Raw genomic sequence first — 13782 nt, 5'->3', positions numbered from 1 at the left:
TTAGCGAATCAGGCCACGTGTCGAGCGGGCAAAGAAATCGTAGAAAGGCTGTACTTCCGGGTATTCACGCGCAATTTCGGCAATTTCTGGCTTCGCTTCATCCAGCGTTTTACCGCTACGATAAAGTATCTTGTAAGCATTACGAATCGCCTGGAGAGCAGGTTTGCTGAAGCCCCGACGCTGTAGCCCAATCAGATTAATGCCGAACGGCGTGGCATGGTTGCCCTGAGCAATAACATAAGGCGGCACATCCTGAGCGACGCCGGAACAACCGCCCACCATGACGTGCGCACCAATGGTGCAGAACTGATGAATGGCTGTCATGCCACCAATGATGGCGAAATCATCCACGGTTACGTGTCCGGCCAGCGTCGCGTTGTTGGCAAGAATGCAGTGATCGCCAATCACACAGTCGTGGGCAACGTGTGCATTCACCATCAGCAGGTTATCACTGCCGACTCTGGTGATCCCGTCCGCCTGTGCCGTACCACGGTGAATGGTAACACTCTCACGAATGCTGTTGCGATCGCCAACTTCAACCCGCGTCGGTTCACCGGCATATTTCAAGTCCTGGTTCGCTTCGCCAATGGTGGCAAACTGGTAAATGGTATTTTCTTTACCAATCCGCGTATGCCCATTGATGACCACGTGAGATTTCAGCACAGTGCCTTCACCAATCTCAACGTTTGCGCCAATGAAACAAAAAGGACCAATCTGAACGTGGGCGCCAATGATGGCACCCTCTTCAATCACGGAACTTGCGTGAATAACAGCAGATTCATCAATCACAGATTATGTCTCCCGGCTGCGGGCACACATCATTGTTGCTTCGCAGACAATTTTACCGTCAACGGTTGCCACACCTTTAAAGCGGGTCAGGCCACGCCGTGTTTTCTCAAAGGTTACTTCCATGATCATCTGGTCGCCAGGCACCACCGGGCGTTTAAAGCGAGCCTCATCAATTCCGGCAAAGTAGTACAGCTCTCCCGGCTCCAGTTTGCCAACGCTTTTAAACGCCAGAATACCGGTTGCCTGCGCCATAGCTTCTAAGATCAACACGCCTGGAAAAATCGGTTTGCCGGGGAAGTGCCCCTGGAAAAACGGTTCATTTACCGATACGTTTTTCACTGCGCGCAGAAATTTATGCTCTTCAAACTCCAGCACACGATCAACCAGCAGAAACGGATAGCGGTGCGGCAATAATTCAATAATCTCTTCAATTTTCAGAGTATGAGTTTCAGTAGTCAAAATACTCTTCCTGTCCTAAAAATTCTGATGGCATCAATAACACGGCCTGCAAAGGTCCCAGGACTCTTCGCAGGCCGCAAATCAGTTTCCGTGCGCAAACTTCCATGCAGTTTGTCCCCACCGATACAGGGAACGCTGTTAACAATAATTGTTATATTGTCACATGCTTAACATTGTAATTATGAAAGCGGGTTTTCAGGCTGGTAACTGACGCAAGATCAGTCTTTGCCGACTTTGCGCTCGATGTTCTTTAAGCGCTTGCTCATTTCATCAATGTTCATTACCAGCGCGGCCGTTTTGCGCCAGGTTTTGTTGGCTTGCAGCGGAATCCCGGAAGAGTATACCCCAGGTTCGGTAATTGGTCGCATCACCATTCCCATTCCGGTGACGGTAACTTTGTCACAAATCTCCATGTGACCGTTAATTACGCTTGCACCGCCAATCATACAGTACCGCCCGATTTTCAGGCTGCCTGCCATGATGACACCGCCAGCAACCGCCGTATTGTCACCAATCACCACGTTGTGCGCAATCTGGCACTGGTTATCGATGATAACACCATTGCCAATGTGAGTGTTATCCAGCGCACCGCGATCGATTGTGGTACAGGCACCGATTTCCACACCGTCGCCAATCACTACCGTGCCCAACTGTGGAATTTTCACCCAGTTACCACGGTCATTAGCATAGCCAAATCCATCGGCACCGATTACCGTGCCGGACTGGATCAGACAACGCTCACCAATCCGCACTTCATGATAAACGGTAACATTAGCCCAAAGGCGACTACCGCTGCCGATGCAGGCCTTTTTACCGACAAAGCAGCCTGCGCCAATCACGACGTTGTCACCCAGTGTCACATCAGACTCGATGACAGCATTGGCCCCTACAGAGACATTTTTTCCAAGCGTGGCGCTGGGATCAATGACTGCGCTGGGCGCGATATCGCTGGCCGGTTGCGGAGTACTGTCGAGGATCTGAGCCATGCGGGCATAGGTCAGATAAGGATTATTCACCACCAGTACGGCACCCTGGAAACAGTCGCGGTCCGCTTCCGTCAGCACAACGGCTGACGCCTTGCAATCTGCAAGCTGTTCACGATGGCGGCTGTTAGAGAGAAAGGTGATTTGTCCTGCCTGGGCGGATTGCACAGAAGCAATGCCGGAGATGACCAGATCGCCATCTCCGTGCAATTCTGCATCCAACTGCTGGGCTAAATCAGCCAGTCGAATTGAAGGCATCAATTATTTAACCTGTTTCAGTACATCAGCAGTGATGTCTTTGGATTTACCTGCGTAAGCTACGGCGTTAGCATCGATAACCACGTCATAACCTTCATCATCAGCCACTTTCTGAACGGCATCCTGAATACGGCTCAGGATTTTGTTACGCTCTTCAGCCTGACGACGGCGATTATCCTGCTCAAAAGCCTGCGCTTTAGTCTGGAAGGTTTCACGCTGAGCCATCAGATCTTTTTCCATACGGCTGCGCTCGCTGGCCTTCATGGTCGAGCCGTCACGCTGTAATTTCTGCATTTTGGTTTGCAGATCGCGCTCCATTCCCTGCAATTCAGTTGCACGGCCTTTAAACTCATTTTCAAGCTGTTTCGCAACGGTCGCACGCGCTGGTAACTGTTGGAAAATGCTGGAAACGTTCACCACTGCAATTTTATCAGCAGCCTGAGCACCGGCGGAAACTGCCAGAGCAAGAGAAAGGCCTGCGGCACACAACAACTTTTTCACTATAAAACTCCTTACCATCAACGTTTGTGTCTTTAACACAGGTGTTGCGCGTTAAGGCAGCCTGAAGCTGCCAGTGAACGGCGCGAGACTTACGGATTAAGGCCGTAAGTGATGAGAAAGAAGATCACGCTTCTTTCTCTCAGCTTCCTTGCTGAACCGGCTTACCAGGTTTTACCAATGTTAAACTGGAACTGCTCGGCTTTATCTCCATCATACTTTTTAAACGGCTGGGCGTATGAGAACACTAACGGTCCCAGTGGAGACATCCACTGTAACGCCAGACCTGCCGACATACGGATATTACCTGGATCGCTGTAATCCGGAATACCCGCAGCACGGGTTTCGGCAGTGTTTTCCCAGTTGGTATCCCACACTGTACCCGCATCAACAAACAGCGAGGTGCGCACTGAGTTGGCGTATTTCTCACTCAGGAATGGCGTTGGGGTAATCAACTCAGCGCTGGCTGTTGCCATGGCATTGCCGCCCACTGCATCACTGGAATCGCAATAGGTACCCGTTGAACAGGTGCTGGAACCATTATTGTAGTAAGCCGCTTTCGGACCGATGGTATTCGAGCGGAATCCACGTACGGTACTGGAACCACCGGCATAAAAGTTCTCATAGAACGGCAATTCTTTACCACTTAAACCTGCACCGTAACCCACTTTACCCCGGCCCAACAGCACCCAGGTCCGGTCCTGGTTTAACGGCATATATTGTTGCGTATCCAGCGTCGCCTTGTAGAAGGCGTTATCTGAGCCTGGAATCGTCACTTTTCCGTTCAGATTGGTGCGGTTACCTGAGGTTGGGAAGAAGCCCCGGTCAAGATTGTTGTAGGTCCAGCCATAGTTAAACGTGAAGTCATCGGCAGAATATTCCGCACGACCGGAGAGGTCCGGATTCTGACCTACGGAGCGCAGATAGCGGAACATCGCAATCTGTGGCTGCATGTTGGAGAGGTCGTTATGAACGTAACCCAGCCCCACGCGCAGGGTGTTATTCTCATTAACCGGGAAGCCAAGCGTGCCATCCAGACCATAACTTTTATTGGTATAGTCAGACAGGTCAGCGTCGTCAGCTTTAAAGTCGTTATAGAAAACACGACCGCCCAGACTGACGCCATCCACCGTAAAGTACGGATCGGTCAGTGAGAATTCAGCATAGGTCTGGTAGTCATTCTTGGTACCACTGATTCCTACGGTATTTCCGGTACCCAGCCAGTTATCCTGGGTAACGCCGACCTGGAAACTGACGCCGCTTTCTGTACCGTAACCGACGCCGAAGTTAAAGGTGCCGGTGTTGCGCTCCTTCACCTTATAGACCACATCGACCTGATCCGGTGAACCCGGCACACGCTGGGTGTCCGTTTCGACCGTTTCAAAGTAGCCGGTACGGTTCAGGCGCTCTTTACCCTGTTCGACCAGATCGCTACCCAACCACGCGCCTTCCATCTGGCGCATTTCGCGACGCAGTACGGAATCTTTTGAGGTGTCATTACCTTCGAAACGCACCTTGCGCACGTAATAGCGATTTCCGGCATCCACATTAACGTGCAGCTTAACGGTTTTATCCGCATCGTTGATTTCTGGCTGCGTCATCACACGCGGGTAGGCATAGCCATAGCGACCAAACATCTTCTTGATGTCATCTTCCATTTTGGTGACTTTAGCACCATTGTAGAGTTCGCCTGGCTTCACTTTGGTCAGGCTTTCCACTTCCGCAGAGTGCCCTGCCATGCTGCCATTCACCACCACGCCAGAAAGCTTGTATTGATCGCCTTCAGTAATGTTGATGGTGATATAAATCCCCTTCTTGTCCGGCGTCAGGCTGACCTGAGTAGAATCGATGTTAAAGCGGGCATAACCACGATCAAGATAGAAGCTGCGCAGGGTTTCAAGATCGCCCGCCAGTTTTTGCTTCTGATATTTGCGATCGCCCACCACATTCCACCAGGGCACTTCATCTCGCAGCTGGAAACGGGAGATCAGTTCGTCAGAGCTGAAGGCTTTGTTACCCACCACGTTGATCTGCTGAATTTTGGCAGAGACGCCTTCGGTAAATACCAGCTTCAGGTCAACACGGTTACGCGGCAGCGGCGTAACCACCGCCTTAACGCTGGCACTGTATTTACCCACGCTGTAGTAAAAGTCTTCCAGCCCCTTTTCGATTGAGGTGATGGTAGTCCGGTCAAGGGCTTCACCCACGCGAACGCCTGATGCCTCAAGGTTCTGCTTAAGCATGTCATCTTTCACCGCTTTATTACCGGAGAAAGTAATGCTGGCAATAGTTGGACGCTCCTTAACCTGAACGATCAGCGTGTTGCCATCGCGCAACACCTGAACATCTTCGAAGTTCCCGGTCGCAAACAGCGCACGGATGGTGTTACTGATATCGTCATCAGAAACGGTATCTCCCACGCGGACAGGCATGCTGAGCAATGCCGCCCCGACGGCGACCCGTTGCAGGCCTTCAAAATGAATATCCTTCACCACGAAGCCGTCTGCCGCGTATACGGTAGCGCTGCTAAACAGCAGCGATGCTATGAGCAACTTTTTCATCGCCATCGTTGTTATGCATTCTTCCTAACTGGTTCCCACGCCGTTGCTGCTATTAAGCAGACTAAAGACGCGAGAAATCATTGAATAGTGCAAGCCCCATTAACAACACCAGCAATATTGAGCCAATGCGATAACTGAAGTCCTGAACTCGCTCAGACACCGGCCCACCCTTGATCTTTTCGATCGCAAGGAACAGCAAATGCCCACCATCTAATACCGGCAAGGGGAACAGATTGATAATACCGAGGTTCACGCTAATCAGAGCCAGGAACATCAGGTAGTAAATCAAGCCATATTCCGCCGACATCCCAGCACCCTGGGCGATAGAAATCGGCCCACTGAGATTGTTTAACTTCACTTCACCGGTAATCAGTTTGCCCAGCATGTTTACCGTTAACTTCATCAGTTGCCAGGTTTTGGCGCCCGCCTCGCCCACTGCCGCAAACGGTCCATACTGACGTACCGTTTTATATTCATCCGGCAAAGGAATAATACGCGGGACGACGCCGGCAAACCCTTCTGGCTTACTGCCAGGTTTCACGTCAGGCGTGAGCGTCAGCGCAACCGGGTTGCCCTGTCGTTCCACCTCTATCGCCAGCGCTTTACCGGGATTATCCCGGACAAGGGTAACGAAACGCGCCCAACTTTCTAAAGGCTGACCATCGACTTTAACGATCCTGTCACCTGCTTGCAAACCCGCCTTGCTGGCCGCTGATTTGGCCTGCACTTCCGCGAGCACAGTTTCAATCTGTGGCCCCCGGGGACGGATGCCAAGCGAAGTAACCGGGTCCTGCTTACCGGGGTCAAATTGCCAGTGACGCAAATCGACCCGTTTTTCACTGAGCTGGCTGGACCCAAAAGGCACCACGCTGAGGACAGTTTGCTGGTCGCCAATCTTCGACACCAGAGCCATACGCACAGCATCCCAGTCAGGCGTTTCGATACCATCAATCGCCTTAAGTTCCATACCAGGAGTAATTTGCGCCACGGCTGCGGGCGAGTCGCTCACTATTTCGCCAACAACCGGACGAATACCAGGGACACCAATGATAAAAACCAGCCACCAGGCGAAAACGGCGAAAATGAAATTAGCAAGAGGGCCGGCAGCAATGATTGCCGCGCGCTGTGATACGGTTTTGTTATTGAAAGCCTGATGTCGCAGTTCCGGCGCAACGGTTTCCACCCGCTCATCCAGCATTTTGACATAGCCGCCAAGCGGGATCAGCGCGATGACATATTCTGTTCCATGCTGGTCACGGCGCCGCCACAAGGCTTTACCGAATCCAACTGAGAAGCGCTCAACTTTAACGCCACACCTGCGGGCCACCCAGAAGTGGCCGAATTCGTGAACGGTGATCAGTACGCCCAGCGCGACGATAAATGCGCCAAAGCTCCAGAGTATGCTCAGCATAGCAGTCCCTTATCGCATCCCGAAAACCAGCAGTAACAGGCAGGAGAATACCGGTACAGCGGCGGTCAGGCTGTCGATACGATCCATGATACCGCCGTGACCAGGAATAAGATTGCCGCTGTCTTTGATTCCGGCCTCACGCTTGAACATACTTTCACTCAGGTCGCCGAGTACCGAAGCCAGTGCCGCGCCCACTGAACAGACTAATAATGTACTGGTCGGCACCATCAACGGTGCCCACAGGCTGAACAGCCAGGCGATAAGTGCAGAGGCCGCCAGTCCGCCAAAGAATCCCTCCCACGTCTTACCTGGAGAGACTTTAGGCGCCAGCTTGTGCCTGCCAAACAAACGACCAAAGAGATAAGCGCCTGAATCAGCGCCCCAGACCAGAAACATGACGTATAACAGCCACCAGGCACCGGCAAAATGGTCCGCTTCATAGTTGTACTGGCGCAGCGTCAGCATGCTCCAGAAAAATGGCACAATGGTCAGAATGCCAAAGACCAGCCGTAGTATCCGGGAAGCTCGCCACCACCGGGCGGAAGAAGGGTAAAACAGCACCAGTAACAGCGCAATTATCCACCAGCACAAAGCGGCCCAGAGTGAGCCGGCAACCTGCGGTTGATGAACAGAATGATGGTAAGCAGGAAGGGTAAACATCATGAAGGCCAGTAGTAATCCGCAGAGCACTGCCAGCCAGATGCGTTGTGAACGTGAAGCCAGACCAGCAAACTGCCCCCATTCCCAGGCAGCAAGCATACAGACGGCCATAACAACGATTGCAAAACCCGGAGGCGGCAGCAAAAACAGTGCTGCAATCACAACAGGAATGAGTATAAATGCGGTAATCAGGCGAGACTTCAGCAAAGATTACCCCCAGTGCGTTCAGACGCTACCGGGTGCTGCACCGCCAAAGCGGCGCTCTCGTTGTGCAAACGCATTCAGTGCACCTTCAAAAACTTGTTCATCAAAATCAGGCCAGAGGATATCGGTGAAAAAGAACTCCGCGTAGGCAACCTGCCATAACAAGAAATTACTGATTCGATGTTCCCCGCCCGTCCTTATTACCAGATCCACCGGCACCAGTTCATTAAGACACAGCTGCTGATTAAGGGTTTCCTCCTCAATCTGCTCCGGACGAATCAGGCCTTCCTGTACTTGCTCAGCTATTTTTCTGACGCCATGAATGATATCCCAACGTCCGCCATAATTCGCGGCAATGTTCAGGGTAAGTCCATTATTTTGTTGAGTCAGTTCCTCTGAACGACGAATGCGTTCCTGCAAACGGGCATTGAAGCGACTGATATCGCCAATAATTCGCAACCGGACATTATGCTTGTGCAGACTTTTAACTTCATTGTCGAGTGCCCAGGCAAAAAGCTCCATCAGCGCCATGACTTCCTGTGGCGGACGATTCCAGTTTTCACTACTGAACGCATAGAGAGTCAGCGCTTCCAGTTTATTGCTGACAGCAAAACTGATTGCACGACGAACCGATTTTACGCCAGCTTTGTGGCCAGTAATGCGCAGTTTTCCCTGGTTTTTAGCCCAACGACCATTGCCATCCATAATGATGGCCACATGGCGGGGATAATCCTCCCCAGGGAGGTCATCGGCTTTTAATTGATTTTCGGACGACATAACGCGTAATTATTTCCTTTAATCAGAAATACGACGGTTTCTGAAATATCTACCCGCTCTACGCAAAAAAGCCGTGATTCACACGGCCAGCGATACCGCTTAATACAACAGCATTCTCATTCAGCGGGCGGTGACTATACCATCTCCGCCACGAGGTCACAAATGGCGGCAGGCTGCATCAGCACTTCAGGCTGGAAAGAGAAAGACGCATCATTGCAGCTTCACGCGCCTGACGATCAATCTCCAGCACGGCTTCAACGCTTTCTGGCTCTGCACAGTTCAACCCTTCCATAACGGCGGCATTAACAGCAGCAATGTCTGTAAAGCGTATCCGGTTAGCCAGAAATGCCGCAACAGCCACTTCATTAGCTGCATTTAACGCGGTGGTCGCCGCCTGCCCGGCCTTGCAGGCATCGATTGCCAGTTTCAGACAGGGATAGCGCGCATAATCTGGCTCGGCAAAGGTCATCGCGCCCATCCGGGCAAAATCCAGCGGTTTTGCACCGGAATCCACACGCTGCGGCCAGGCCATCACATGCGCAATGGGTGTACGCATATCAGGTGAACCGAGCTGTGCCAGCACACTGCCATCACGATAACGGACCATTGAATGGATGACCGACTGAGGATGCAAAATGACTTCCATTTGCGCATCTGTTGCATTAAACAGCCAGCGGGCTTCAATGTATTCCAGCCCTTTATTCATCATGGTGGCCGAGTCGACAGAAATTTTACGACCCATTGACCAGTTCGGATGGGCACAAGCCTGATCCGGTGTCATATGCACCAGATCGCTCAGTTGTGCGTCACGAAAAGGCCCACCTGACCCTGTAAGGATAATGCTGTCTATGCCGTTATCCTCAAGAGAAGCGTATCCTAACTGCTGCTGGAGGGAAGCAGGCAAACTCTGAAAAATAGCGTTGTGTTCACTGTCAACCGGCAGCAGTTGGGCTTTTGAGCTGCTTACCGCCTGCATAAAAAGCCGTCCGCAGGTGACCAGCGACTCTTTGTTGGCCAGAAGGACCTGTTTTCCGGCACGGATGGCCGCAAGCGTAGGCATTAACCCCGCCGCGCCGACAATTGCCGCCATCACCTGATCCACGTCATCCAGCGCAGCCAGGTCACAGGCTGCCTGTTCACCACTCAGGACTTCTGTTGCCACATTCAGGCTCTTCAGCCGCGTTCGCAGGGCGCTGGCAGCACGCTCATCCGCCATAGCAGCCCAGGCTGGCCTGAAAGCTAAACATTGCTCTGCCATCAGCTCAACGTTGTGGCCTGCCACCAGTGCCTTAACGGCAAACAGATGCGGATTTGCCCCAATTACCGACAGCGTACTGGTGCCAATTGATCCGGTAGAGCCGAGGATGGTTAATTGCTTCATGAAATTGCTCTGTGTGGTGACGCATAAAACGATCTGACCAGTTGGACAGCCAGGCAAACAAATGCAAAACGCCGTAAGACTGGCCCGCGCAAGAACGGCAATCTGTACGGCGTTTCAACACAGCTGACAGAAAATCAGAATTCCATCAGTTCTGCTTCTTTTTCAGCCAGTGCCGCATCCACCTTTTTAATGCAGATATCGGTCATCTTCTGAATATCGTCCTGAGAACGGCGCTCTTCATCTTCGCTAATTTCTTTGTCTTTCAGCAGTGCCTTAACTTTATCGTTGGCGTCACGACGCACGTTACGCACCGATACACGGCCCTGCTCTGCTTCACCACGCACGATTTTGATCAAATCCTTACGACGCTCTTCCGTCAGTGCAGGCAATGGGACGCGAATATCGCTACCGGCAGAGCTGGGATTCAGACCCAGATCGGAGGTCATGATCGCCTTTTCAACAGCAGCACTGATGGAGCGATCAAAAACGTTTACCTTCAGCGTGCGCGAGTCTTCTACCGTTACGCTGGCCAGCTGGCGCAGCGGGGTGGCTGCACCGTAGTACTCGACCATGATACCGTCAAGAATACTTGGTGACGCACGACCGGTGCGAATTTTGCTGATGTTGTTTTTGAATGCTTCCACGCATTTATCCATGCGCGTTTCTGCATCTTTTTTGATTTCGTTAATCACGTTGAAACCCTTGAATTCTGGTTGACCTGCCAGGCTTTCAACGAAAGCCTGCTGCAACATAGTGATCGTTATGATTCTGTAGTGCGCAAGGCACCCCGAAAGCAGAATATACCTTATTTTATCCGCTGACTGATATTATTGCGTAATCAGGGTACCTTCTTTTTCACCCATTACCACCCGACGCAGAGCGCCTGGCTTGTTCATATTGAATACGCGAATTGGCAGCTTGTGGTCACGGGCAAGCGTAAAGGCAGCCAGGTCCATCACTTTCAGTTCTTTTTCCAGCACGTCAGCATAGCTGATACGCTCAAACAGCGTTGCCTCAGGATTTTTAACCGGATCGGCAGAATAAACACCATCTACTTTGGTGGCTTTCAGCACCACATCCGCTTCAATCTCAATGCCGCGCAGGCAGGCCGCTGAATCGGTGGTGAAAAAGGGGTTACCCGTTCCGGCTGAGAAGATCACTACGCGGTTATTGCGCAGCAGGCTGATAGCCTCCGCCCAACTGTAGTTGTCGCATACGCCATTCAGCGGAATAGCAGACATCAGACGGGCATTAACATAGGCACGATGCAGCGCATCACGCATCGCCAGACCATTCATCACCGTTGCCAGCATCCCCATATGGTCGCCGACTACGCGATTCATACCGGCCTGCGCCAGCCCCGCGCCACGGAACAGATTTCCGCCGCCAATGACCACACCTACCTGAATACCCAGTTCCACCAGCTCTTTCACTTCCTGAGCCATACGATCCAGCACGCTGGCATCAATACCAAAGCCTTCAGCACCTTGCAGGGCTTCGCCACTCAGTTTCAGCAGGATACGTTGATAAACAGGTTTTGCATTGGTCGCCATGGTCTTTTTCCTGGAAGATATTTATCGGAGTGAGGAGTTAATTCTTGTCAATCATCCCAATAACATCAAAGAAATGCTATTGGGATGAGACTGAAAAGCGCCGCGAAAACGGGCAAAAAAGAACCGCCGGTTGGCGGTTCTTTTCAGGCAATTAAGACTGTTTAGACATCGCTGCGACTTCAGCAGCGAAATCGGTTTCAGCTTTTTCGATACCTTCGCCAACTTCGAAACGGATGAAGTTAACAACGTCAGCACTCTTCTCTTTCAGAACCTGACCAACTGTTTTAGATGGGTCGATAACGAAAGGCTGGCCCGTCAGGGAAACTTCGCCGGTGAATTTCTTCATGCGGCCTTCAACCATTTTCTCTGCGATCTCTTTTGGCTTACCAGACTGCATAGCGATGTCCAGCTGAACCTGGTACTCTTTCTCAACCACATCAGCAGAAACATCTTCTGGCTTAACGAATTCTGGTTTGCTGGCCGCAACGTGCATGGCGATCTGCTTAACCAGCTCTTCATCCGCGTTTTTCGCAGAAATCAGCACACCGATGCGCGCGCCGTGCAGGTAGCTGCCCAGCACATCGCCTTCCAGAGAAGAAACGCGACGGATATTGATGTTCTCACCAATTTTGGCCACCAGCGCCACACGCTCTTCTTCGAACTGCGCTTTCAGTACTTCAACATCGGTAATCTTGCCAGCAACCGCAGCGTTCAGCACTTTGTCAGCGAAAGCCTGGAAACCACCATCTTTAGCAACGAAGTCAGTCTGGCAGTTTACTTCCAGAATCACACCGTAGTTGCCTTCGATTTTAGTTTTGATCACGCCATCAGCAGCCACGTTGCCCGCTTTCTTGGCAGCTTTGATTGCGCCGGACTTACGCATGTTTTCAATTGCCAGCTCGATGTCGCCGTTCGCTTCAGTCAGCGCTTTTTTACAATCCATCATGCCAGCGCCGGTACGCTCGCGCAGCTCTTTTACCAGAGCAGCAGTAATATCAGCCATTCTCTAATCCTCGGTTAGCTCGCATCTGCCCACGGCCTCTTCAGACGGCGCGACAGATGCCTGGTCTCGGGAGAAACATTCTGCCTCGCCGATGATCGTTAACGGCAAAGCAAAGTCGAAAAAATAAAGGGGCCATGCCGGCCCCTTACAGATTTTAAATCTGTTCTTACCCTGAATCATTGACGCTGTAGTAAGGCGGCAAGTGCATAAACCCCCGGGAGCTTATTGAATAAGTGACCGGGGTAAGTGCACGCAGACAACGCAGCTACAGCTTCAAGGATGACGGGTATAAGGGCTCTCTGGGGAGCAGTCCTTATTACTCAGCTTCAGCGAAGCTTTCTTCTGCCTGCTGAGCCAGGTCCTGAGAGCGACCTTCACGCACGGTGGTCGCTACTGCGGCCAGGTACAGGGTTACTGCACGGATTGCATCGTCATTACCAGGGATAATGAAATCAACACCGTCTGGATCAGAGTTAGTATCGACAACGGCGAAAACCGGGATACCCAGGTTGTTAGCTTCTTTGATCGCGATATGTTCGTGATCGGCATCGATAACAAACAGTGCGTCAGGCAGGCCGCCCATGTCTTTGATACCACCCAGGCTGTTTTCCAGCTTGGCCAGCTCACGATCACGCATCAGCGCTTCTTTTTTAGTCAGCTTATCGAAGGTGCCGTCCTGAGACTGAGTTTCCAGATCTTTCAGACGCTTGATGGACTGACGAACGGTTTTCCAGTTGGTCAGCATACCGCCCAACCAGCGATGGTTAACGAAGAACTGATCGCAGCTCAGAGCATGCTCTTTTACCGCTTCGCTTGCAGCGCGCTTAGTACCAACGAACAGAATTTTACCTTTACGGGATGCGATTTTGTTCAGTTCAGCCAGAGCGTCGTTGAACATTGGTACAGTTTGCTCAAGGTTGATGATGTGAACTTTGTTACGTGCGCCGAAGATGAATGGCTTCATTTTCGGGTTCCAGTAACGGGTCTGGTGACCGAAGTGTACACCGGCCTTGAGCATGTCGCGCATGGAAACAGTTGCCATGATTACCTCTATAGAATGATTTGGGGTTAAGCCTCCATGTATCCCATACAACCGACCTCTCACTACGTTCAAGGCACCCCGGCGTATGTGTCGATACATGTGTGTTATATACACGGGAGAATTATGCGCTCCCCTGTGAAACTATCTGCACAGAGAATCGTCGGCGCGCTTTATATCACAAAGCGCCATACGACGCCAATTTT

13 protein-coding genes are annotated in these 13782 nt (G+C 51.6%); all 13 read right to left on the bottom strand.

The annotated features are described in order from the left end of the window. Complete coding sequence (gene lpxA / locus BG55_RS10630) at positions 1 to 789, bottom strand: acyl-ACP--UDP-N-acetylglucosamine O-acyltransferase (protein ID WP_034937312.1); 789 nt, start codon at positions 787 to 789, stop codon at positions 1 to 3. A 3-nt stretch (positions 790 to 792) separates the two neighbouring features. Further along, positions 793 to 1248, bottom strand: coding sequence for a 3-hydroxyacyl-ACP dehydratase FabZ (gene fabZ, locus BG55_RS10625; RefSeq protein WP_034937310.1), 456 nt, complete (start codon positions 1246 to 1248; stop codon positions 793 to 795). Between the two features lie 218 nt (positions 1249 to 1466). Next, positions 1467 to 2489, bottom strand: a complete 1023-nt coding sequence (lpxD, locus tag BG55_RS10620) for a UDP-3-O-(3-hydroxymyristoyl)glucosamine N-acyltransferase (protein WP_034937307.1) — start codon at positions 2487 to 2489, stop codon at positions 1467 to 1469. 3 nt (positions 2490 to 2492) lie between these two features. Beyond that, a complete protein-coding gene (gene skp / locus BG55_RS10615; RefSeq protein ID WP_034937304.1) occupies positions 2493 to 2990 on the bottom strand; it encodes a molecular chaperone Skp in 498 nt (165 codons plus the stop codon). A 161-nt stretch (positions 2991 to 3151) separates the two neighbouring features. Next, positions 3152 to 5554: an outer membrane protein assembly factor BamA gene (bamA, locus tag BG55_RS10610; protein WP_034937301.1), complete on the bottom strand. Its 2403-nt coding sequence runs from the start codon at positions 5552 to 5554 to the stop codon at positions 3152 to 3154. Between the two features lie 55 nt (positions 5555 to 5609). Continuing rightward, a complete protein-coding gene (gene rseP, locus BG55_RS10605; RefSeq protein WP_034937298.1) occupies positions 5610 to 6959 on the bottom strand; it encodes a sigma E protease regulator RseP in 1350 nt (449 codons plus the stop codon). A gap of 9 nt (positions 6960 to 6968) precedes the next feature. Continuing rightward, positions 6969 to 7826 carry a phosphatidate cytidylyltransferase gene (gene cdsA / locus BG55_RS10600; RefSeq protein WP_034937295.1) on the bottom strand — a complete coding sequence of 286 codons (858 nt, stop codon included), beginning with the start codon at positions 7824 to 7826 and terminating at the stop codon, positions 6969 to 6971. An 18-nt stretch (positions 7827 to 7844) separates the two neighbouring features. Further along, on the bottom strand, positions 7845 to 8600 hold the full coding sequence (gene ispU, locus BG55_RS10595; RefSeq protein WP_034937293.1) for a (2E,6E)-farnesyl-diphosphate-specific ditrans,polycis-undecaprenyl-diphosphate synthase: 756 nt from the start codon (positions 8598 to 8600) through the stop codon (positions 7845 to 7847). Between the two features lie 178 nt (positions 8601 to 8778). Beyond that, entirely contained in the window at positions 8779 to 9981 is a 1203-nt protein-coding gene (gene ispC, locus BG55_RS10590; protein WP_034937291.1) for a 1-deoxy-D-xylulose-5-phosphate reductoisomerase, read from the bottom strand. A 134-nt stretch (positions 9982 to 10115) separates the two neighbouring features. Beyond that, the gene (gene frr, locus BG55_RS10585) at positions 10116 to 10673 is read right to left on the bottom strand and encodes a ribosome recycling factor (protein WP_034937424.1); all 558 of its coding nucleotides are present in this window, start codon (positions 10671 to 10673) and stop codon (positions 10116 to 10118) included. Positions 10674 to 10808: 135 nt separating this feature from the next. Continuing rightward, on the bottom strand, positions 10809 to 11534 hold the full coding sequence (pyrH, locus tag BG55_RS10580; RefSeq protein ID WP_034937288.1) for a UMP kinase: 726 nt from the start codon (positions 11532 to 11534) through the stop codon (positions 10809 to 10811). Positions 11535 to 11685: 151 nt separating this feature from the next. After that, positions 11686 to 12537, bottom strand: a complete 852-nt coding sequence (gene tsf, locus BG55_RS10575) for a translation elongation factor Ts (RefSeq protein ID WP_034937286.1) — start codon at positions 12535 to 12537, stop codon at positions 11686 to 11688. 316 nt (positions 12538 to 12853) lie between these two features. Beyond that, positions 12854 to 13579 carry a 30S ribosomal protein S2 gene (gene rpsB, locus BG55_RS10570; RefSeq protein ID WP_034937284.1) on the bottom strand — a complete coding sequence of 242 codons (726 nt, stop codon included), beginning with the start codon at positions 13577 to 13579 and terminating at the stop codon, positions 12854 to 12856. Positions 13580 to 13782 lie beyond the last annotated feature (203 nt).

The organism is Erwinia mallotivora, from assembly GCF_000590885.1.
GTDB classification, from domain to species: domain Bacteria; phylum Pseudomonadota; class Gammaproteobacteria; order Enterobacterales; family Enterobacteriaceae; genus Erwinia; species Erwinia mallotivora.
This window is presented reverse-complemented; position numbering and strand designations above follow the sequence as displayed.

Coding starts and splice junctions, on each gene's coding strand:
- rseP (WP_034937298.1), bottom strand. CDS start 6,959: ATGCTGAGCATACTCTGGAGCTTTGGCGCATTTATCGTCGCGCTGGGC.
- ispC (WP_034937291.1), bottom strand. CDS start 9,981: ATGAAGCAATTAACCATCCTCGGCTCTACCGGATCAATTGGCACCAGT.
- pyrH (WP_034937288.1), bottom strand. CDS start 11,534: ATGGCGACCAATGCAAAACCTGTTTATCAACGTATCCTGCTGAAACTG.
- tsf (WP_034937286.1), bottom strand. CDS start 12,537: ATGGCTGATATTACTGCTGCTCTGGTAAAAGAGCTGCGCGAGCGTACC.
- rpsB (WP_034937284.1), bottom strand. CDS start 13,579: ATGGCAACTGTTTCCATGCGCGACATGCTCAAGGCCGGTGTACACTTC.
- bamA (WP_034937301.1), bottom strand. CDS start 5,554: ATGGCGATGAAAAAGTTGCTCATAGCATCGCTGCTGTTTAGCAGCGCT.
- ispU (WP_034937293.1), bottom strand. CDS start 8,600: ATGTCGTCCGAAAATCAATTAAAAGCCGATGACCTCCCTGGGGAGGAT.
- lpxD (WP_034937307.1), bottom strand. CDS start 2,489: ATGCCTTCAATTCGACTGGCTGATTTAGCCCAGCAGTTGGATGCAGAA.